Source organism: Streptomyces sp. NPDC054794, from assembly GCF_053611585.1.
On record NZ_JBSHAQ010000035.1, the window covers coordinates 1 to 20,049 of the forward strand.

The following is a 20,049-nucleotide window of genomic DNA, read 5'->3' on the forward strand; positions in this document are numbered from 1 at the left end:
CGGATCGGGCGACCCGAGTCCTCAGGCGATCTCGACCAGCAGGTCGCCGCCTTCCACCTGCTGGATGCGGTTGATCGCCAGCCGGGACACCTTGCCGTCCTTGGTGGCCGTGATCGTCGCCTCCATCTTCATCGCCTCGATGGTGGCGACCGTGGCACCCGCGCTCACCTCGTCGCCCTCGGACACCGCGAGCGTCACCACGCCGGCGAACGGCGCCGCGACGTGCCCGGGGTTGGCGCGGTCGGCCTTCTCCGTGACCGGCACGTCCGAGGCCGCCGCCTTGTCGCGCACCTGGATCGGCCTCAGCTGGCCGTTCAGGCTGGACATGACGGTGCGCATGCCGCGCTCGTCGGCCTCGCCGACGGCCTGGAGCTCGATGAGCAGCCGCACGCCCGGTTCGAGGTCGACGGCGTACTCCTTGCCGGGGCGCAGACCGTAGAAGAAGTCCTTGCTGTCCAGCACGCTGGTGTCGCCGAACGCCTGGCGGTGGGTGTCGAAGTCGCGCGTCGGGCCGGGGAACAGCAGCCGGTTGAGCGTCGAGCGCGGGGACTTCTCCAGGCCCGCCCGGTCCTCGGCGGTCAGTTCCTGCACGGGCTTGACCTCGGCCCGGCCCTGCAGCGCCTTGCTGCGGAACGGCTCCGGCCAGCCGCCGGGCGGGGTGCCCAGCTCGCCGCGCAGGAAGCCGATGACGGAGTCGGGGATGTCGTACTTGTTCGGGGCCGCCTCGAAATCCTCGGGGTTCACCCCGGCACCGACCAGGTGGAGGGCCAGGTCGCCCACGACCTTGGAGGACGGGGTGACCTTCACCAGGCGGCCGAGCATCCGGTCGGCGGCCGCGTACATCGCCTCGATGTCCTCGAACCGGTCGCCGAGGCCGAGGGCGACGGCCTGGGTGCGCAGGTTGGACAGCTGGCCGCCGGGAATCTCGTGGTGGTAGACGCGTCCGGTCGGCGAGGCCAGGCCCGCCTCGAACGGCGCGTAGATCTTGCGGACGCTCTCCCAGTACGGCTCCAGGTCGCCGACGGCCTGGAGGTCGAGGCCGGTGGGGCGCTCGGAGTGGTCGGTCGCGGCCACGAGCGCCGACAGGGACGGCTGCGACGTGGTGCCCGCCATGGAGGCCACCGCTCCGTCCACCGCGTCCGCGCCCGCCTGGATCGCGGCGAGGTAGGTGGCGAGCTGTCCGCCCGCCGTGTCATGGGTGTGCAGGTGCACCGGCAGGTCGAACTCGCGGCGCAGCGCCGAGACGAGCGTGGCCGCGGCCGGGGCACGCAGCAGTCCGGCCATGTCCTTGACGGCCAGGACGTGGGCGCCGGCCTCGACGATCTGCTCGGCCAGGCGGAGGTAGTAGTCGAGGGTGTAGAGCCTCTCGCCCGGGTCGGACAGGTCGGAGGTGTAGCACAGGGCGACCTCGGCGACGGCCGTGCCGGTCTCCCGTACCGCGTCGATGGCGGGGCGCATCTGGCCGACGTCGTTGAGCGCGTCGAAGATCCGGAAGATGTCGATGCCGGTGGCGGCGGCCTCCTGCACGAAGGCGTCGGTCACCTCGGTCGGGTACGGCGTGTAGCCGACGGTGTTGCGGCCGCGCAGCAGCATCTGGAGGCAGATGTTGGGCACGGCCTCGCGCAGGGCGGCCAGCCGCTCCCACGGGTCCTCGGCGAGGAAGCGCAGGGCGACGTCGTAGGTGGCGCCGCCCCAGCACTCCAGGGACAGCAGCTGCGGCAGCGTGCGCGCCACCGCCGGCGCCACGGCCAGCAGGTCCTTGCTACGCACCCGGGTGGCAAGCAGCGACTGGTGGGCGTCGCGGAACGTGGTGTCGGTGACGCCGATGGTCGGCGACTCGCGCAGCCACCGGGCGAAGCCCTCCGGGCCCAGGTCGACGAGCCGCTGCCGCGAACCCGGCGCCGGTTCGCCCGCGGGCAGCGGCGGCAGCTTGGTGGCCGGCTCGATGAGCAGGGGCCGCTCGCCGTGCGGCTTGTTCACCGTGACGTCCGCGAGGTAGGTGAGCAGCTTGGTGCCGCGGTCGGCGGAGGTGCGGGAGGTGAGCAGGTACGGCCGCTGCTCGATGAAGGAGGTCGTGACCCGTCCGGCCTGGAAGTCCGGGTCGTCGAGGACGGCTTGCAGGAACGGGATGTTCGTGGCCACGCCGCGGATGCGGAACTCGGCGACCGCACGCCGGGCCCGGCCGATCGCGGCCTTCAGGTCCCGGCCCCGGCAGGTGAGTTTGACCAGCATCGAGTCGAAGTGCGCGCTGATCTCCGTACCGGCGTGCGTGGTGCCGCCGTCCAGCCGGATGCCGGAACCGCCGGGCGAGCGGTAGGCGCTGATGCGGCCGGTGTCCGGGCGGAAGCCGTTGGCGGGGTCCTCGGTCGTGATACGGCACTGCAGGGCCGCTCCGCGCAGGGTGACGGTGTCCTGGGACAGCCCGAGGTCGGCGAGCGTCTCGCCGGACGCGATGCGCAACTGGGCCTGGACCAGGTCGACGTCGGTGACCTCCTCGGTCACCGTGTGCTCGACCTGGATGCGGGGGTTCATCTCGATGAAGACGTGGTTGCCGTCGGGGTCGAGCAGGAACTCCACGGTGCCCGCGTTGCGGTAGCCGATCTCCCGGGCGAACTTCACGGCGTCGGCGCAGATCCGGTCGCGCAGGGCCGGGTCGAGGTTGGGCGCGGGCGCCAGCTCGATCACCTTCTGGTGGCGGCGCTGGAGCGAGCAGTCCCGCTCGAAGAGGTGGATGACGCCGCCCTGTCCGTCGGCGAGGATCTGCACCTCGATGTGGCGCGGATCCACGACGGCCTTCTCCAGGAAGACGGTCGGGTCACCGAACGCGGACGCCGCCTCGCGCGAGGCGGCCTCGATCGACTCGCGCAGCGCGGCCGGCTCCTCGACGCGGCGCATACCGCGCCCGCCGCCGCCGGCGACCGCCTTCACGAACACCGGGAAGCCGACGTCCTCGGCGGCGCGCACGAGTTCGTCGACATCGTTGGAGGGGGCCGAGGAGCCGAGCACGGGCACCCCGGCCGCGCGGGCGGCGGCCACCGCACGGGCCTTGTTCCCGGTCAACTCCAGGGTCTGGGCGCTCGGCCCGACGAACGTGATGCCCGACTCCTCGCAGGCGCGCGCGAGTTCGGGGTTCTCGGACAGGAAGCCGTATCCCGGGTACACCGCGTCCGCGCCCGCCCGGCGCGCCGCGCCCACGATCTCCTCGACGGAGAGGTAGGCGCGCACGGGGTGCCCCGGCTGCCCGATCTCGTAGGCCTCGTCGGCCTTCAGCCGGTGCAGTGAGTTGCGGTCCTCGTACGGGAAGACGGCGACCGTGCGCGCGCCCAGCTCATAGCCTGCGCGGAACGCGCGAATCGCGATCTCGCCACGGTTGGCGACCAGCACCTTGCGGAACATTCTCGATCCCTTCAGCCTGCCGGCGACGAACACCATGGTGTCGGCCATCCCCCTGCCGTGCCACGCCGCCACGTTAGGGGCGCGCCGGTGGCTCCAGAAGGCGGGAAACATCACATTGACATGTCACCCGAACTTCACGGCGATGCCTCGGCCTCCACGCCGAGGCCCGGCCACCCCGTCCGCCGGGACGGCGAGCGGGCACGGGCCTAGTCTGGAAGTTCCCGCTAGCTCCTTCCCATTTCCCCCTTCCCTCCCTTCCCGCCCATCACTCCCTTCCCTCCCGCGCGAAGAGGAGTCAGCACGATGTTCGGACGCCGTCGACACGCCGGGGCAGGTACGGCGGACCCGCGCCCGGGACGCGCTGCGCGGGCATGGGCGGTGGCCGCGGCCGCGGCCGCCGTGGTGCTCACCCTGGCCGTGGGGGCCGACTCCCCCGTCCCCGGCTCTGCGCTCGCGAGCGTGGCCGTCACCAAGGACCTCGCCTACGCACCCGCCCAGCCGCCCGGCACCCAGGGCCACCTGCTGGACCTCTACGTCCCGCGGTCCGCCCGGCCGGTCCCGCTGGTCGTCTTCTCCAGCGGCTCGGGCTGGCTGGCGGACAGCGGACGCCAGGGCGCCGACAAGGTGGCCGCACAGCTCAACCCGTACGGGTACGCGGTCGCGGGCGTGGCGATCCGCTCCAGCTCGCAGGCGCGGTTCCCGGCCCAGCTGTACGACATCAAGGGCGCCGTCCGCTGGCTGCGCGGGAACGCGGCCCGGTACCACCTCGACCCGGACCGGATCGCGATCATGGGTGACTCGTCCGGCGGCTGGACCGCGGCGATGGCCGCCGTCACGGGGGACGTCCCGGCGTTGGAGGGGGACGTCGGGACGTCCGGGCCGTCCAGTGCCGTCCAGGCGGCCGTGCCGTTCTATCCGCCGACCGACTTCCTGCGGATGGACGCACACATGCCGGACGGCTGCGCGGCGTTCGACGCCGAGTTCGGTCTCACCGGCTGCCACGCGGGCCCGGGCTCGCCCGAGTCGCGGCTGCTCGGCTGCCCCATCGAGCGGTGCCCCGCGTCCCTGGTCGCCGCGGCGAACCCCCTCACCCACATCGGGCGACGGCGTACCCCGCCGTTCCTGATCCTCCACGGCGAACGCGACACCGTGGTGCCGTACGACCAGAGCCGCCTGCTCTACGACAAGCTGGCCGCCGCGGGGGACGACGCCCGGCTGATCACCTTCCCGAAGGCCGGGCACGCCACCCTTCTCGGCATGCTGAGCGACCACGACACCCGCGAGGGCGCCTACGAGAAGACGTCGGTGAACGGCCACGGCACGTCGGCCCGTCCTCTGACCCCGACGTGGCGGACGGTCGTGTCCTTCCTGGACGAACGGCTGCGCCCCACCGGCCGGTGACCAGTGAGGTGACCGACTCCGCGCGGACGCTAGTTCTCCTCGGACCGGACCCGGGAGAGCTGGACGGAGGCCCGGGAAAAGCGGCGCAGTCGGCGCGAAGTGGACCTGCCCGTCCGCTCGATCCTCGGCACCGGCAGGTCCAGCGGCCGACGGCGTCCGTGGAGCAGCCCCAGGACGATCGCCGCGCCGACCGCGATCAGGTGCTCCCGGCCCGCCAGGTTGGGTATCGCGATCGACTCCCACACCATCGACCCGCCGGTCAGCATGAACACGATGGGGGCGCGCCGGACCACGGCGAGGTACGTGAACAGGCCCACCACCGCCGCGGACGGCCCGGTGTCCAGCACCCTGCCGCACTCCGCCGGCAGTCCGAGGCCCCACCAGCCGGGGCCGAGCGCGATCATCAACCGCACGGTGAGCGTGCCGGCCAGAGTGGTGGCATAGGCGACGACCAGTGTGCGGGCCCGGCCGAGGGTGAGTTCGGCCAGGGCGAAGGCGAGGAACAGCTGGGTGATGCCCGCCCACACCGGCAGGTCGAGCGCCGGAACGTACAGCGACACCGGGGTGCGCAGCAGGGCCAGCCACAGCGGCAGGTCGGCCTTGACGCCGCCGAGTTGCCACACGGCTTCCGCGCCGGCCGGATGCTGCGCGATGTCGTGGAAGAAGATGACCCCGAACGCGGCCAGAAAGGCCAGGAACAGGCCGGACAGGCCGCGCCGCATGAGCTGTCGTACGGGATCCACGACGATGCCGCGCCACTCGCGCCACAGCGTGCGTCCGACGTACGACGCCACGCGCGACACCACCACGGACGCCTGCCCGCCCACGCCGACTCCCATGACCTCCCCCTCGCAGGGGCTGTTCACTCGGCGCCTCTGCCTTTGCCGCCCGCCATCGTATAGACGTTTGGATCACCCACCAGGTTCAGTGACCATCCAACGTCATCCCTCAAGGTGCAGGCGAACGGTACGTCCCATAACGTGGTAATTGGAGTGTTTCAACGGTGCTTCCGGGGTGTTCCTCTCCCCCGTCGTGAGGTTCGGCGGCCGGTCCGTCACCACGACCATCACCACACCTCCTGGAGACGTCATGACCACGGTCAGTGCCGCCCACCGCCCTGTCTCGGTCTACGTACTCGCCGCCATCAGACTCTTCAACGGAGCCGCCGGACTGCTGGCGCCCGACCTGCTCATCCGCCGCTTCGACCCCGACCGCGAGCCGCCGAGTCCGGCGGCCGTCTACGCGTTCAGGCTCTTCGGGATCCGTACGGTCCTGCTCGGCATGGATCTGCTGACCCACAGCGGCGAACGGCTGCGCCAGGACCTGAGCGACGGCATCCTCATCCACGGCAGCGACACCTTCACGGCGGCCTCGCTCGGCATCCACGGCCAGGTCCCGCCGCGCACGGCGGTGCTCACCACCTTCATCTCGGCCGTCAACACCGCCCTGGCCGTCACCTCGACCGTCGCGCTGACCCCGTGCCCGAAGGGGAAGCCGGGCAACTGCCCGAAGGGGAAACGGACGTGAGCACCGACTCCGGTGCCGCGCCACCCGCCGAGACGGGCTTCGACTACGTCGTCGTCGGCGCGGGCGCGGGAGGCGGGCCGCTCGCGGCCAACCTCGCCGCCGCGGGGATGCGCACCCTGCTGCTCGACGCGGGCGGTGCCGAGGGGAACGACACCTACCGCGTGCCCGCCTTCCACGCGGACGCCTCCGAGGATCCCGCCCAGTGCTGGAACTACTTCGTCCGGCACTACGCCGACGAGCGGCAGCAGCTGCGCGACAGCAAACTCGTACCGGACCGGGGCATCCTGTACCCGCGCGCCGGGACGGTCGGCGGCTGCACCGCGCATCACGCGCTGATCACCGTCTATCCGTACAACCGCGACTGGGACGACATCGCGGCACAGACCGGCGACGCGAGCTGGCACAGCGCGCGGATGCGCGGCTACTTCGAACGGCTGGAGCGCTGCACGTACCGGCCGAGGCCCAAGCGGCCGCCCCGCAACCGGCTGCTGGCCGCACTGCTGACGCTGCTGCCCTTCGTGGCGTCCCGGTACCGCAACGACGCCCGGCACGGATACGACGGCTGGCTGCCGACCTCCCTCGTCGACCCCGAACTGGCCGTGCAGGACCCGCAGTTGCTCAAGGTCATCCTGTCCGCCGCCGAGGAGACACTGGCCGGCTTCCTCGACCGGCCGCTCTCCCCGCTGGAAGGGTTCGGCTCCTTCGTCGACCCCAACGACTGGCGGGCGCAGACACAGGCGCTGCAGGGGCTGTGGCAGATCCCGATCTCCACGGCGAACGGCCGGCGCAGCGCCGTGCGCGAACGCGTCCAGGAGGTGCGGCGCGACCTCCCGGACCGGCTGGTGGTCCGTACGCACGCGCTCGCGGCCCGCATCGTGCTGGACGAGGGCGGGGCGGCGACGGGGGTCGACTACCTGGACGCGGCGCACGCCTACCGGGCCGACCCCGAAAGCCCGCAGGTCACCGACCCGCCGGTGGTGCGCAGGGTGCTCGCCTCCCGCGAGGTGATCCTGGCCGCCGGGGCCTTCAACACGCCGCAGCTGCTGATGCTCTCGGGCATCGGACCGCGTGAGGAGCTGCGGCGGCACGGCATCGAGGTCCGGGTGGGCCTGGAGGGCGTGGGCAGGAACCTCCAGGACCGGTACGAGGTCGGCGTGGTGAGCCGGATGAACAGCGCGTTCCCGGTCATCGGGGACTGCGCCTTCCACGCGCCCGAGCCGGGGGCCGAACCGGACCGCTGCTACCGCGCCTGGCAGCGCGGCGAGGGCCTGTACACGACGAACGGCGCCGTCCTCGGCATCACCCGCAAGTCCCGCCCGGACCTGGACGCCCCCGATCTGTTCATCTTCGGCGGCCCCTTCGACTTCCGGGGATACCGCCCCGGCTACTCCCTCGACCTGACGCGCCACAAGGACCGCTTCACCTGGGCCGTCCTCAAGAGCCGTACCCACAACACCGGCGGCCGGGTGCTGCTGCGGTCCACCGACCCGCGCGACACCCCGCTGGTCACCTTCCACTACTTCGCCGAGGGGACGGACAAGGACGGTCTGGACCTCGAAGCGATGGCCGACGCCGTGGAGTTCGTGCGCGGGATGAACCGCAGGGCCGGCGCGGTGATCCGCGAGGAGCTGTGGCCCGGCGACGCGGCCGACGGCCGCGACGGCATCCGCCGGTTCGTCCAGGACGAGGCCTGGGGCCACCACGCCTCGTGCACCTGCCGGATGGGACGCCCGGACGACCCCTCGGCCGTGGTCGACAGCCGGTTCCGGGTACGCGGAGTGGACCGGCTGCGGATCGTCGACGCCTCGGTTTTCCCCCGGATTCCCGGCTTCTTCGTCGCCGCCCCCATCTACATGATCAGTGAGAAGGCGAGCGACGTGATCCTCGGCGACGCGGCCCGCGCCTGAACGGCACCGCCGCGCCGCCCTCCCCGCGCAACGACCAGGCCCCCAAGGAGGAGCGCGATGAGCACGAACCGACGCGCCGCGGGAACTTCCCCGGCCGGATACCGCACCTCACTACCCTGGCGGATCATCACCGAGGCCGCCGAGTACGTCGACCGCCGCATCGGCTGGGACAAACTGCCCGTCATCGCGGGTCTGCTGACGCTCCTCGGGCTGCGGGTCAGGCTCCGGCAGAAGAACCTCCACGACACCAGCCGGCTGCCGGCCGTCGACGAGCCCGAGCCCGCGCCCCCGTCCGCGAGCCACAAGGTCAACCGGACCGCCGACGGCAGCCACAACGACCTGGGCGAGCCGCGCATGGGCATGGCGGGCACCCGTTTCGGCCGCAACATCCCGCTGGAGTCGATCGTTCCGGCCGGGCCGCGGGAGGTCCTGTCCGAGCCGAACCCGCGCCGGGTCAGCCGCGAGCTGCTGACCCGGGACGAACTGGTCCCCGCCGAATCGGTCAACTCCCTGGTCGCCGCCTGGCTCCAGTTCATGATCCGTGACTGGTTCAGCCACGGTACGAGCCCCGCGGACCGGCCCTGGGAGGTTCCCCTCCTGGAGGACGACCCCTGGCCGGAACATCCCATGAAGATCATGCGGCTCCCGGACGACCCGACCCGTGACCCGCACGCACCCGCCGGCACCCCCGACACCCGTGTGAACGTGTCCTCGCACTGGTGGGACGCGTCCCAGATCTACGGCAAGAACGAGGCCGAGCAGCGCCAGATGCGCACCGGACGGGCGGGCAGGCTGCACCTGTGGGACGACGAGCAGTCCCCCATCCCTTCCGACCCGTCCCAGGACCCCTCGCAGGTTCCCGGCTTCTGGCTGGGCCTCGCCATGATGCACGACCTGTTCACCCGGGAGCACAACGCGATCTGCGACCACCTGCACGCGGCGTACCCCTCCTGGGACGACGAGGAGTTGTTCCAGCGCGCGCGGCTCGTGAACGCCGCCCTGCTCGCCAAGATCCACACGGTGGAGTGGACCCCGGCCGTGATCAGCCACCCCACGACCGTCAAGGCGCTGCGCGCCAACTGGTGGGGCATCGCGGGCGAACGGGTCCACAACCTGTTCGGCCGGATCAGCGGCAGCGAGGTCATCAGCGGGATCCCGGGCGGCGAGACGGACCACTACGGCGTCCCGTACGCCCTCACGGAGGAGTTCGTGGCGGTCTACCGGATGCATCCGCTCATCCGCGACGACTGGCATCTGCGCGCCGTCGCCGACGACAGCACCCTGCGCCAGTGCACCCTGCGCGACATCTCCGGCCCGGGAGCGCTGAAGTTCCTGGAGACCAACAAGATGGCCGATCTGCTCTACAGCTTCGGCACGCTCCACCCCGGGCTGGTCACCCTGTTCAACTTCCCCAAGTTCCTGCAGGAGTTCGAGCGTCCCGACGGTCACTTCCAGGACCTGGCCGCCACCGACATCCTGCGCACCAGGGAGCTGGGCGTCCCCCGCTACAACGAGTTCCGGCGGCTGCTGCGGCTGAAGCCAGCGGAGAACTTCCTGGAGCTGACGGAGAACCGGGCGTGGGCCGAGCAGATCCAGTGGCTCTACGACGGCGACATCGAGAAGGTCGACCTGATGGTCGGGCTGTACGCGGAGAAGCTGCCGCGGGGATTCGCCTTCAGCGACACGGCGTTCCGCATCTTCATCCTGATGGCCTCGCGCCGGCTGAACAGCGACCGCTTCTTCACCGAGTACTACACGCCCGAGGTGTACTCCAAGGCCGGACTGGCCTGGATCGACGACAACAGCATGGTCAGCGTGCTGCTGCGTCATCACCCGGAGCTGCGCACGGCCCTGTCCGGGCTGACCAACGCCTTCGTGCCCTGGCACTCCGCCGCGGGGAAGTGAGCCGAGATGTGCAGCGAGGAGCGGCGGCGGCAGCTCGCGGCGGCCGCGGCACGGTACCGCGAGTCCAGCGACGAGCGGGGAGCCGTCGAGCGACAGCAGGACGCCGGGGTGGCCTTCCCGGACTCGGAACAGGCGCTCGCGGCGCGCGCAACGCGGTTGCTGGAGCGGCACGCGGTGCCCGCCGCCATGGTGGTGGAGGCCGTCCGCGCGGAGCCGTTGGCCGCGCCGGCCGCCTACGAGCGCATCCTCGGGGTGTCGAAGGAGCTGCAGGCGTGGAGCTTCCTGCCGCGCGGCGCCCGTGCGGCCCGTACGGTGGCCCGGATCTCGGTCCGTGAGAACGGCCGCGAACTCCCGCTCGGGACCGGCTTCCTGGTCTCGCCCGGGCTGCTGATGACCAACCATCACGTGCTCACGGACGCGGAGGCGGCCGGGCGGTGCTTCGTGGAGTTCGACGCCCAGGTCACCGTCGACAACACCCCGCAGGCGCCGATCCGCCTGGAGCTCGATCCAGGCGGCTTCTTCGTGGCGGACCAGCGGCTGGACTTCGCCCTGGTGCTGGTCGCCGCCGGTCCGGGCACCGGACCGCCGGGCCAGACGTTCGGCTGGAACCGGCTGAGCGTCCAGCCGGGCAAGCTGGTCATCGGTGAGCCGGTCAACGTCATCGGGCATCCGATGGGGCGCCTGAAGGAGATCGCCGTCCGCGACAACATGCTCCAGGTGCGGCTCGACGACTTCCTCCAGTACAGGACGGACACCGAGCCCGGGAATTCGGGCTCCCCGGTCTTCAACGACCAGTGGGAGGTCGTCGCCCTCCACCACAGCGGGGTGCCGAAGACCGACGAGCGGGGTCAAGTCCTGCGCCGGGACGCTCAGGTGTGGCAGCCCGGCGACGGGGACGACGCCATCGACTGGGTGTCCAACGAGGGCGTCCGCGTCAGCTCCATCCTGCGGCACCTCGCCGCGCTGCCCCTCACCGAACGGGAGCGGGACCTGCTGACGGAGATGGGGCCGGAGTCGGGGCTGGGCGGTGCCGCGGTCGCCGCGGTCCCCGCCGTGACTCCCCCGGCACCCGGACCTGTCACGGCGGCAGCCGGACCCCTCGCGGCGGCACCCGGACCCCTCGCTGCGGCCGAGGCGGCCGTCCCGCACACGGGACTGCGGGCCCGGGACGGCGCGTTCGGCGGCAAACGGCATCTCGTCTTCCTGCACGGCCGCTCCCAGGAGGGCAAGGACCCCGAGAAGCTGCGCCGCGAATGGGCGGCCGGACTCAACCAGGGGCTCGTCCGCGCCGGCCTCCCTCCGGTGGACCCCGCCGACGCCTGGTTCCCCTACTACGGCGACCGGCTGGCCCAGGCCCTCTCCGCGCACGAGGCCGTCCCCCGGCTCGTCGAGGCGACGAGCCTCACGGCGGAGGCGGAGGCGGAGGCGGCCGCGCCCGTCTCGCCGACCACCCGCGCGGTGTACGAGGAGATCGTCGGCGAGGCCGCCGCCCGGTGGGACATCCCGCAGGCCGTCCCCGGGGGCGAGCGGCCGGCCGCCGAGCGGATCGGCCTCGGCGACGTGGTCGGGACCCTGCAGCGGCAGCTGAGCTGGCTGGCCGGGCGGAGCGACCTCGACGCGTGGACCATCGCCCTGGTCTTCCGCGACGTGGCCGCCTACCTCGACGACCCGGGCATCCGTGACACGGTCCTGGACTGCGTGCTCGACACGATGCCGGACGAGGGAGAGCTGATCCTCGTCAGCCACAGCCTCGGCACGGTCGTCGGCATGGACCTCACCACCCGGCTGTCCCCCGGCGTGCGCCCCATCCACCTCACCACGGCCGGCAGCCCGCTCGGACTGGACAGCGTCTACAACCGGCTGCTCTCCGGCGGGCCGAAGCGGCCCGAGGCGGTGCCGGACTGGCTCAACGCCTGGTCCCCGGCCGATGCCGTGGCCATCGGTTGCCCGCTGGCCGACGACTGGGCGGACGGACCGACCGACCTCGCCGTCCTCAACGCCCGCGACCGGGCCCACAGCATCGTGGAGTACCTCTCGCACGCCGAGGTCGCGGAGGTGATCGGCCGTCATCTCGGTCCCGGATGACCGACGTCCTGCCGGGACGACCGGGCACCGGGCACCGACGGGCCATGCGGGTGAAGGCGGGCGAGCGGTCCCGCCGGTCGCGATCAGCCGCCGTTAGGCTGGCGCCGCCACACAGGCCCCCATCTCCACCCCGATCCCCACGGAGGGCAGGACGGCCGGGATCCACCGCGAACGCGTCATCAGAACGCTGACGTTCTGGCTGCGTCCGGACTTCGCGCTGCGTGTCGTCAGCCGGTTCCAGAAGATCGTGGGCTTCGACCGCTCGATGGCTCTGGCCTCCAGCGCGCTGACCGCGTTGATCCCGCTCGCGATCGTCATGGGTTCCGTCCTGGACGCCTTCGGGGAGGAGGACATCGCCAGGCGGATCATCAACCATTACGGCCTGACCGGAGCGGGCGCCGAATCGGTCACGTCCCTCTTCGGCCCCACCGGCGACAGCGACGCGAGCAGGGGCTACTTCGGGGCCGTGTTCCTGACCATCTCCGCGCTGAGCTTCGCCCGTGCCAGTCAACGCCTGTTCGAGCAGACGTGGGAGCTGAAGCCGCTGAGCGTGCGCAACACGCGCAATGGCCTGGGGTGGATCCTCACGCTGGGCGTCTACCTGGTGGTCTCCGGGTGGCTGAACGCGTTCCTGGGCGGCCGCCGGCTGGGGCTGGTGGCCGTCATCTGCGAGGTGCCGGTGACCGGCGCGTTCCTCGTGTGGACCGGCCGGCTCCTGTCCGCCGGGCGGATCACCTGGGCGGGCCTGCTGCCGTTCGGCGTCACGGCGTCCGTGCTCGCGGGGCTCTACTCGGTGGGCGCGTCCGTCTACCTGCCGCATCTGTTCAACACCTACGCCGCGCGCTACGGCTCGGTCGGCGCCGTCTTCGCGATGATCTCGGCCCTCTTCGGCGCCATGCTGCTCCTCGTCGGCTCGGCGGCACTCGGCCGGGAGGTACGGGACGAACTCGTCCGGATCAGCCGGGGCGAGCGCCCTTCCGAGCGCGAGGTCCGCCGCCAGTGGGACGGCGTGGTCGAACAGACCCGCTCACGCTGGCGAACCGCCAAGGAACAGATGCCGCACCGCCGCCCCAAGGACTCGGACGAGCCATGAGCCGACGGCCTTGCGTTTCGGCCGGGTCGGCTAGGGACGCAGCTCGTCGAAGCTGATGTTCAGGTGTCGTGGGCCGCGCAGCACCGCGTTCTGGCGGTAGGGCGGCGGGTCCTCGTCCAGGCGGGGGTTGCCGAGTCTGCGGGCCAGTTCGGTCAGGGCGATCTGGGCCTCCAGTCGGGCCAGGGGCGCGCCGAAGCAGCTGTGGATGCCGCTGCCGAAGCCGAGGTGCTGGATGTCCTCGCGGTCCGGGTCGAACCGGTCGGGGTCGGTGAAGCGCTCCGGGTCCCGGTTGCCCGCGGCGAGCACGAGCCAGATCCGCGAGCCCTTCGGGATGGTGACGCCACGCAGTTCGATGTCGGCGATGCAGGTGCGCTGGGGCACGAGCTGCACCGGCGGCTCGTACCGCAGGAGTTCCTCCACGATCTTGACGGACAGGCCCGGATCGTCGCGCAGCCGCTGCAGGACGTCCGGGTGACGCAGCAGGGTGAGCATGCCGTTGGTGATCAGGTTGACGGTCGTCTCGTGGCCCGCGATGAGCAGCAGCACCGAGGTGGAGAGGACCTCCATCATCGTCATGGCCCCGTCCGGGCCCTGACTGGTCACCAGGTCGGACAGCAGGTCGTCCCGCGGTTCCTTGGCGCGCTGGTCGACCAGCCCGGACAGGTACATGCCGAGCTGCATCCGCGCTTCCTGCGCGCTCTTGACGAACTCGGAGTCGACGCCCTGCTGGGTCTCCGGATCCAGTCCGGCCACGATGGGGTCGACCCAGGCGCGAAAGCGCGGCTCGTCCTCGCGCGGCACCCCGAGCAGCCGGCAGATGACGGTCACCGGGAAGGGGTAGGCGAACTGGTCGACCAGGTCGATCTGCCGCGCGTCGCCGAAGCCGTCGATCAGTTCGGTGACGATCCGGTGGAGTTCGCCGCGCATGCCGTCGATGCGGCGCGGCCGGTGCGGCGGGCCGAAGGCCCGGTTGGCGATCCGCCGCAGCCGGTCGTGCTCCGGCGGGTCGAGCCGGATGAACGACGGCGGCAGCCCCGTCTGTTCCGGCCCGTTCGCCGTGTCGGCGCCCGCGGCGGCGAGGTTGGCGGCGTCGGAGCTGATCCGCGGGTCGTGGAGCAGGCTCTCGATGTCCCAGTAGGAACTGATGACGTACGGACCGCCCTCCTCGTCGAGCAGCACCGGTGTCTTGCGGAGCTCCTCGTACAGCGGATACGGGTTGGCGCGATTGGTGAAGGCGGTGATCTGCCGCAGGAGCGAGGCTTGCGTCATGAGCGGTCCTTGGGGCGTGGTGTGTCGAGGAGCCGGGCAGCCGTCAGTGCCGGCCCGGGGTGAAGACCAGCTGCCGGTCGGCCGGCGAGTATCCGCTGAGGGTCACGGTCGGGCCGTGCGTCGGCAGGGACGGGTCCGGGAAGTCGGCGGGCACCGGCTGCCGGTTCTCCGGGCGGCGGTCGACCGTCGGGAACTCCACCGGGAAGGGCGCGCCCCGCTCGATCTGCCGCTGGTAGAACTCCAGCCACCGCGTGTTGTCGAAGCTCACGGCGGCGATGATCCGGCCCTGGAAGCCGTACACGCCGACGAACCGGCGCTCGGCCAGCGAGCCCTGCGTGATCATGATCTGCTCGCCCATCGGCGGTACGCCGACCGACTTGATGTTCACGCCGAACTGTGACGACCAGAAGGCGGGCACCCACAGGTGCGGGCGCCGCTCGGAGCTGGGACTGATCATGTTGTGGGCGGCGATCTCGGCCTGCGCGACGGCGTTGCCCCAATGTTCGAGGGAGAGGAACTGGTAGCCGAACAGCGCGTGCGGGGACCGGGCCACGTCGCCCGCGACGAAGATGTCGTCGGTGACGATGCCCCGGAAGTCGAAGGCCCGGCAGCCCGCGTCACAGGCGATGCCCCGGGGGCCCGCGCCGAGTCCGGACCCGTTCAGCCACTCGGTGTTGCGCATCGAGCCGAGCGAGACCACCACGAGGTCCGTCTCGACGACACTCTCGTCGGAGAGGTGGGCGGCGCGCACCCGGCCCACCGAGTCGCCCTCCAGCGCGGTGACCATGACGCCGGTGCGCAGGTCCACCCCGTTCTCGGTGTGCATGTCCGCGGACACCGCGCCCACGACCCCGCCGAGCGCGCCCACCAGGGGGGCGCCGGCGCGTTCCGCCACCGTGACGGCGATGCCCATCTCGCGGCAGGCCGAGGCGAGTTCACAGCCGGAGAAGCCGGCGCCGATGATGAACACCCGGCGCGGCCCGGCCTTCAGCCGCCGGTACAGGGCGGCCGCGTCGTCCCGGGTCCGCAGCAGGTGGACGCCGTCCAGCCGGGCCTCCGCCTCCCTCGGCCAGGGGCGGGCGCGTGTGCCGGTGGCGATCAGCAGACGGTCGTACTCGACTTCGTCCCCGTCGGCCAGCCGGACCCGCCTGGCCGCCATGTCGAGACCGGTCGCGGCGACGCCGAGGCGCCACTTCGCGTCGATCTCGCGGCGCCGGGGCAGCTCGGTGTGGAGCGCGGACGCCTTGCCGAGCATGACCGCCTTCGACAGCGGCGGCCGGTCGTAGGGTTCGTACGGCTCGTCGCCGACCATGGTGAGCGAGCCGGTGAAACCCTCGGCGCGCAGGGTCTCGGCGGCGCGCAGGCCCGCCAGGGACGCGCCCACGATGACGATCCGGCCCTCCCGCCTGAGCTGGTCCAGGTAGTCAGCTGCCATCGGACGGCTCCTGCGCGGTGCCGACGGGCGCGGCTCCGGTGCCGTCGAGTCCGTCGGCGGTGATCGCCTGGACGGGACAGGCGGCGACGGCGCGCGCCAGTCTCTCCCGCTGCTCCTCCTCGACCCGTGGGTCGTAGACGAGCGCTTCCTCGCCGTGCATGGCGAAGACGTCCGGCGCGAGGAACGCGCACTGCGCGTAGCCCTGGCATTTGTTGAGATCGACGACAAGCCTCATCGACGCTCCGCCCTTTGTGCGGCCAGGTCCGGAGCACACCGCCCGCCGGGCGGGCGGGCGCCTCCGGACGGCGGTCATCTCCCACCTGCCAGCATGGAATCCGGGGCGGGGGCGGCGCTCGTCGGGACGCTCCGGTCGAGTGACGGTCCGTGGGAACCGACGCGGGCCCGCCCGCGTGCGCCAGGGTTCACCCCGCCGCCGCGGCCCTCGACCGGGCCCGCCCGTTCTCCACGAAGATGTGCGTGCCCAGCACCAGCGTCCAGGCCGGGAACACCAGCTCGGACCACGGGACGCTCGGCGAGACGAAGAGCAGGATCACGGCGGTCAGGAAGCCCAGCAGGGTGAGCCAGCGCGGCAGGACGCCGAGGCGGTGCCCGATCACCGACATCGAGCAGGTGAAGACCGCCGCCATCCGCATCGCGTACCCGATCATCAGCGTGTACGCGAAGTGACGGCCGAAGTTCCAGGCGGCGAGCGCCGGGGAGCTCCCGGGCGGGTAGGCGACGGCGAGCACGCCCCAGGCCGCCGCGGCCGCCCCGAACATGGTGGCGGTGAAGACCAGCCCGCTGCCGAGGAGGACGGTGGCGAGGAACTTGTCCTCGGCCTCCCCGACATGGGCCCGTACGGCGCCGACGAACCACAGGAAGAAGATGCCCGCGAACGGCACGAGCCTGAGGGCCGCCTGGACCGCGCCGCGCCGCGTCGAGTCCTCGAAGCCCTGGGCGGTGACCGCGTCGGCGCCCTGGGGAATGCCCAGCCGCATCAGCACGATGGCCGCCGCGAGCAGCAGCCCGAACACGATCCCCGCCAGCCCGGCGGCCCGCGGGGTCTCCAGCGCCTTCTGCCCCGGCCCCACTGTCGGCCTCTGCACCGGCCCCGCTGTCCGCATGTCCGGCTCACTTCCTGTCCGGCGACCCCGCCTCCAGCAAGCAGCCTCCGCGCGACGGCCGCAACTACGACGCCGCGATCGGGCTAGCCCGGCCCCCGTTCACAGATGTCCGGGCGGGGGCTGGGCGACGGAGGGGCCGCCCCGGTGCGGAGTGGGGACGTAGTGGGCGGGCGGCTCGGGCAGTGCGTCGACACAGCCTTGCGAGCAGGCGTTGACCAGGAGCGGCAGTACGTCGGTGGCGACGGTCAGCGAGATCCAGACCTGGTGGACGCCGGCCGCGGGCACGGGTCCGGCGCAGACGCTGCAGGCGTGGACCGCCTCGGCGCCCCAGGTCCCCGGGTCGAGGTCACCGAGGTCGAGGTCCGCCGTCCGGGGGGTCGGTGCCCCGAGCGGGGGGAACTGGGGGCGCAGCTTGAAGTTGCCGTAGAGCCATCGGGTGCTGACCGTGCTGCGCCGCAGGTTCGGGCAGCGGGTCAGTTCGTACGGGAACCAGTGCAGCCGGCTCGATGTGTACGGGGTGAACTCCTCCAGGCTCTCCATCGCGCCGATCTCCGGCGGGATGCGGACCAGGTTGCTGCCGTACAGGACCAGGTGCCGCACCGCCTTGAGCCTGGCGATGCTCGCCGGCAGCGTGATGATCCGGCGCCGCTCGTGCGCGGGGAGTTCGGCCAGCGGCTTGAACTCCTCGCGGCCGTCGGCCGCCGCCTCCTCGATCAGCTCCAGCAGGCGCAGCCAGCCCGGTGCCGTCGTGTCCTGCCGCTCGGCGTGAAAGCGCACGCCCGGCTGCGGTGCCCCGGGGTGCCGCTCGAAGCACTGGCACAGGTCTTTGCTCGGCTCCGCACCACCCGGGCCCGCCGCGCTGGCCCACCGATTCGGGAAGACTCGCGCTTCTCCGTCCCCATTCATGGCGCTCAAACTACTGCCACCGGGCGAACAGGCCTGAGACGAGGACGAGTTGCGGGTCCCGTTCAGCCTCGGCGGCGGCCGAGTTCGTCCACGCCGGTGGTCATGTCCTGGGTGCCGATCACCGAGAGGAGCTCCAGTTGGGCGGCGCCCTCGGTGCCGGGGGGCGCGGAGAACCACAGGAGGCGCTGCCGGCCGTCCTCGCTGAGCAGGCTGTGGCAGTCCACCTCGATGACGCCCAGCGCGGGATGGACGATCCGCTTGTGGTCGGTGCGCCGTACGGCGACGTCGCGGGTCTCCCACAGGGCCGCGAACTCCTCGCTGTGCCGGCGCAGCGCGGCCACCATGCGGGTCACCTCCGGGTCCTGGCCGCGCCGCGCGGCGACCGCCTGGAGGTCGGCCACGAAGACCCGGGAGTGATGGGGGTGGTCCTCGGGCGGGTACAGCTTCCGGGCGTCAGGGTCGGTGAACCAGCGGTACACGAAGCTCGCCTCGGGTCCCTTGACCGCACGGCGCGGACCGACGAGCGCCACGGCCAGCGGATTCTGGGCCAGTACCTCGTGCAGGTCGGAGATGACCTGGGCGGGCGTGGTGGTGAGCCGGTCCAGCAGGCCGAGCAGGGCCGGCTGGGCGTGCGCGGACGGGCCGTACGACGCGGGGGGCAGCGGGCGGTCGGCGAGCCGGAAGAGGTGGTCGCGTTCGTCGCCGTTCAGCCGCAGCGCGCGGGCGAGGGCGGCCAGTACCTGGGCCGAGGGCTGGGCGCCGCGACCGCGTTCCAGCTCGGTGTAGTAGTCCGCGGACAGGCCCGCAAGCTGGGCGACCTCCTCGCGCCGCAGTCCGGGCACCCGGCGCCGGGGGCCGACGGGCAGGCCGACGTCGGCCGGGCGGACCCGGTCGCGGCGGGTCTTCAGGAAGGCGGCGAGCTCCGAATGGTTCACCCCACCATGGTCACGCGTGCCGGCGGCCCGAACCAGGGGTCGGCAACCCCAGGGTGAAGGCAGCCGTGGCTCCCACGGGAACCGCGGCCCAGGGTGGAGGGGCAGGCAGGACGCCGAGGCGTTCACCCGCCGCCCCGACCGACCCGTCGTGGCGCCCGCACGGCACTTTCCGCAGGAGTCCGCATGTCCACCCAGGAATCGTCCCCTCACGAGTCCACACCTCACGAGTCCACACCTCACGAGTCCACACCTCAGGAGTCCACGGCTCAGGAGTCCGCCACCCGGTCCGCGGCTTCGGTCCCCGGCACCGACCTGCCCCGGGTCGCGATCGTCACCGGCGGCTCGCGCGGCATCGGCCGCGAGACGGTGAGCCGGCTGGCCGCCGACGGGTTCGCCGTCGTGGTCGGGTACGCCGGCAACCGCCATCTGGCCGACGCCGCCGTCAAGGAGGTCACCGCGGCCGGCGGCCGGGCCGTCGCCGTTCAGGCGGACGTGGCCGACGAGGAGCAGGTGGCCGCGCTGTTCGCCACGGCCGAGTCCGAGTTCGGCGGCGTCGACGTGGTCGTGCACGCGGCCGGCCGCATGTATCTGGCCCCGATCGCCGAACTGGACCTGGCACAGCTCGACGCGATGCACCGCACCAACATCCGCGGCTCCTTCGTGGTCGCCCAGCAGGCCGCCCGCAGGATCAGGCGGGGCGGAGCGTTCGTCGCGTTCTCCACGTCCGTGGTGGGGCTGGCCCCGCCCACGTACGGCGCCTACAGCGCGAGCAAGGGCGCGGTCGAGGCACTCACCATGATCCTCGCGCGCGAGCTGCGCGGACGCGACGTCACCGTCAACGCCGTGGCCCCCGGCCCCACCGCCACCGACCTGTTCCTCGACGGCAAGGACGAGGCGACGATCGCCCGGCTGGCCGCCCAGCCGCCGCTGGAGCGCCTCGGCGAGCCCACCGACATCGCCGAGGTGGTGGCCTTCCTCGCCTCACCGGCCGGTCACTGGGTCAACGGCCAGGTCGTCCGCGCCAACGGCGGCATCGTCTGACGGCCACGGTGCTCCCCGGCACCGC

The 20,049-nt window shown here is 72.2% G+C and carries 16 protein-coding genes; 7 read left to right on the top strand and 9 right to left on the bottom strand.

Annotated features, from left to right (window positions below; translation table 11 throughout):
- Positions 1 to 21: 21 nt before the first annotated feature.
- Positions 22 to 3,396 carry a pyruvate carboxylase gene (locus tag ACWGKT_RS31120; RefSeq protein ID WP_453276363.1) on the bottom strand — a complete coding sequence of 1,125 codons (3,375 nt, stop codon included), beginning with the start codon at positions 3,394 to 3,396 and terminating at the stop codon, positions 22 to 24.
- A gap of 303 nt (positions 3,397 to 3,699) precedes the next feature.
- Between ACWGKT_RS31120 and ACWGKT_RS31125 the strand changes: the two genes are divergently transcribed.
- Positions 3,700 to 4,797: an alpha/beta hydrolase fold domain-containing protein gene (locus ACWGKT_RS31125; protein ID WP_453276305.1), complete on the top strand. Its 1,098-nt coding sequence runs from the start codon at positions 3,700 to 3,702 to the stop codon at positions 4,795 to 4,797.
- Positions 4,798 to 4,826: 29 nt separating this feature from the next.
- Here ACWGKT_RS31125 and ACWGKT_RS31130 read toward each other — a convergent pair whose 3' ends face one another.
- Positions 4,827 to 5,636: a hypothetical protein gene (locus ACWGKT_RS31130; protein ID WP_453276306.1), complete on the bottom strand. Its 810-nt coding sequence runs from the start codon at positions 5,634 to 5,636 to the stop codon at positions 4,827 to 4,829.
- Between the two features lie 250 nt (positions 5,637 to 5,886).
- On the opposite strand from ACWGKT_RS31130, the gene ACWGKT_RS31135 reads away from it, so the two are divergent.
- From ACWGKT_RS31135 to ACWGKT_RS31150, 4 genes are read left to right on the top strand one after another with little or no spacing between them, the layout of a single operon-like run.
- Complete coding sequence (locus ACWGKT_RS31135; RefSeq protein ID WP_453276307.1) at positions 5,887 to 6,324, top strand: hypothetical protein; 438 nt, start codon at positions 5,887 to 5,889, stop codon at positions 6,322 to 6,324.
- Positions 6,321 to 8,231 (top strand): GMC family oxidoreductase, encoded by a 1,911-nt coding sequence (locus ACWGKT_RS31140; protein ID WP_453276308.1) that lies wholly within the window; start codon positions 6,321 to 6,323, stop codon positions 8,229 to 8,231. Before ACWGKT_RS31135 ends, ACWGKT_RS31140 begins: the two co-directional genes overlap by 4 nt.
- Positions 8,232 to 8,288: 57 nt before the next feature.
- Positions 8,289 to 10,136: a peroxidase family protein gene (locus tag ACWGKT_RS31145; protein ID WP_453276309.1), complete on the top strand. Its 1,848-nt coding sequence runs from the start codon at positions 8,289 to 8,291 to the stop codon at positions 10,134 to 10,136.
- Positions 10,137 to 10,142: 6 nt separating this feature from the next.
- Positions 10,143 to 12,221: a trypsin-like serine peptidase gene (locus tag ACWGKT_RS31150; RefSeq protein WP_453276310.1), complete on the top strand. Its 2,079-nt coding sequence runs from the start codon at positions 10,143 to 10,145 to the stop codon at positions 12,219 to 12,221.
- A 93-nt stretch (positions 12,222 to 12,314) separates the two neighbouring features.
- On the opposite strand, the gene ACWGKT_RS31155 is transcribed toward ACWGKT_RS31150, so the two are convergent.
- Positions 12,315 to 12,539, bottom strand: coding sequence for a hypothetical protein (locus tag ACWGKT_RS31155; protein WP_453276372.1), 225 nt, complete (start codon positions 12,537 to 12,539; stop codon positions 12,315 to 12,317).
- Between ACWGKT_RS31155 and ACWGKT_RS31160 the strand changes: the two genes are divergently transcribed.
- Positions 12,487 to 13,314, top strand: coding sequence for a hypothetical protein (locus tag ACWGKT_RS31160; RefSeq protein ID WP_453276364.1), 828 nt, complete (start codon positions 12,487 to 12,489; stop codon positions 13,312 to 13,314). The genes ACWGKT_RS31155 and ACWGKT_RS31160 overlap by 53 nt on opposite strands.
- 30 nt (positions 13,315 to 13,344) lie before the next feature.
- Here the strand turns inward: ACWGKT_RS31160 and ACWGKT_RS31165 are convergent, their stop codons facing one another.
- The 6 genes from ACWGKT_RS31165 to ACWGKT_RS31190 form a co-directional block, all read right to left on the bottom strand.
- Entirely contained in the window at positions 13,345 to 14,583 is a 1,239-nt protein-coding gene (locus ACWGKT_RS31165) for a cytochrome P450 (protein WP_453276311.1), read from the bottom strand.
- Positions 14,584 to 14,626: 43 nt separating this feature from the next.
- A complete protein-coding gene (locus tag ACWGKT_RS31170; RefSeq protein WP_356141286.1) occupies positions 14,627 to 16,018 on the bottom strand; it encodes an NAD(P)/FAD-dependent oxidoreductase in 1,392 nt (463 codons plus the stop codon).
- Positions 16,008 to 16,253, bottom strand: a complete 246-nt coding sequence (locus ACWGKT_RS31175) for a ferredoxin (RefSeq protein WP_356141288.1) — start codon at positions 16,251 to 16,253, stop codon at positions 16,008 to 16,010. Before ACWGKT_RS31175 ends, ACWGKT_RS31170 begins: the two co-directional genes overlap by 11 nt.
- Before the next feature lie 187 nt (positions 16,254 to 16,440).
- Positions 16,441 to 17,142, bottom strand: coding sequence for a hypothetical protein (locus ACWGKT_RS31180; RefSeq protein WP_453276312.1), 702 nt, complete (start codon positions 17,140 to 17,142; stop codon positions 16,441 to 16,443).
- A 99-nt stretch (positions 17,143 to 17,241) separates the two neighbouring features.
- Positions 17,242 to 17,919 (bottom strand): leucine-rich repeat domain-containing protein, encoded by a 678-nt coding sequence (locus ACWGKT_RS31185; RefSeq protein ID WP_453276313.1) that lies wholly within the window; start codon positions 17,917 to 17,919, stop codon positions 17,242 to 17,244.
- A gap of 191 nt (positions 17,920 to 18,110) precedes the next feature.
- Positions 18,111 to 18,983, bottom strand: coding sequence for a helix-turn-helix transcriptional regulator (locus tag ACWGKT_RS31190; RefSeq protein ID WP_453276314.1), 873 nt, complete (start codon positions 18,981 to 18,983; stop codon positions 18,111 to 18,113).
- Between the two features lie 183 nt (positions 18,984 to 19,166).
- Between ACWGKT_RS31190 and ACWGKT_RS31195 the strand changes: the two genes are divergently transcribed.
- A complete protein-coding gene (locus ACWGKT_RS31195; protein WP_453276315.1) occupies positions 19,167 to 20,024 on the top strand; it encodes an SDR family oxidoreductase in 858 nt (285 codons plus the stop codon).
- Positions 20,025 to 20,049 lie beyond the last annotated feature (25 nt).

Coding starts and splice junctions, on each gene's coding strand:
- ACWGKT_RS31120 (WP_453276363.1), bottom strand. CDS start 3,396: ATGTTCCGCAAGGTGCTGGTCGCCAACCGTGGCGAGATCGCGATTCGC.
- ACWGKT_RS31125 (WP_453276305.1), top strand. CDS start 3,700: ATGTTCGGACGCCGTCGACACGCCGGGGCAGGTACGGCGGACCCGCGC.
- ACWGKT_RS31130 (WP_453276306.1), bottom strand. CDS start 5,636: ATGGGAGTCGGCGTGGGCGGGCAGGCGTCCGTGGTGGTGTCGCGCGTG.
- ACWGKT_RS31135 (WP_453276307.1), top strand. CDS start 5,887: ATGACCACGGTCAGTGCCGCCCACCGCCCTGTCTCGGTCTACGTACTC.
- ACWGKT_RS31145 (WP_453276309.1), top strand. CDS start 8,289: ATGAGCACGAACCGACGCGCCGCGGGAACTTCCCCGGCCGGATACCGC.
- ACWGKT_RS31150 (WP_453276310.1), top strand. CDS start 10,143: ATGTGCAGCGAGGAGCGGCGGCGGCAGCTCGCGGCGGCCGCGGCACGG.
- ACWGKT_RS31160 (WP_453276364.1), top strand. CDS start 12,487: ATGGCTCTGGCCTCCAGCGCGCTGACCGCGTTGATCCCGCTCGCGATC.
- ACWGKT_RS31155 (WP_453276372.1), bottom strand. CDS start 12,539: ATGACGATCGCGAGCGGGATCAACGCGGTCAGCGCGCTGGAGGCCAGA.
- ACWGKT_RS31165 (WP_453276311.1), bottom strand. CDS start 14,583: ATGACGCAAGCCTCGCTCCTGCGGCAGATCACCGCCTTCACCAATCGC.
- ACWGKT_RS31170 (WP_356141286.1), bottom strand. CDS start 16,018: ATGGCAGCTGACTACCTGGACCAGCTCAGGCGGGAGGGCCGGATCGTC.
- ACWGKT_RS31175 (WP_356141288.1), bottom strand. CDS start 16,253: ATGAGGCTTGTCGTCGATCTCAACAAATGCCAGGGCTACGCGCAGTGC.
- ACWGKT_RS31180 (WP_453276312.1), bottom strand. CDS start 17,142: ATGCGGACAGCGGGGCCGGTGCAGAGGCCGACAGTGGGGCCGGGGCAG.
- ACWGKT_RS31195 (WP_453276315.1), top strand. CDS start 19,167: ATGTCCACCCAGGAATCGTCCCCTCACGAGTCCACACCTCACGAGTCC.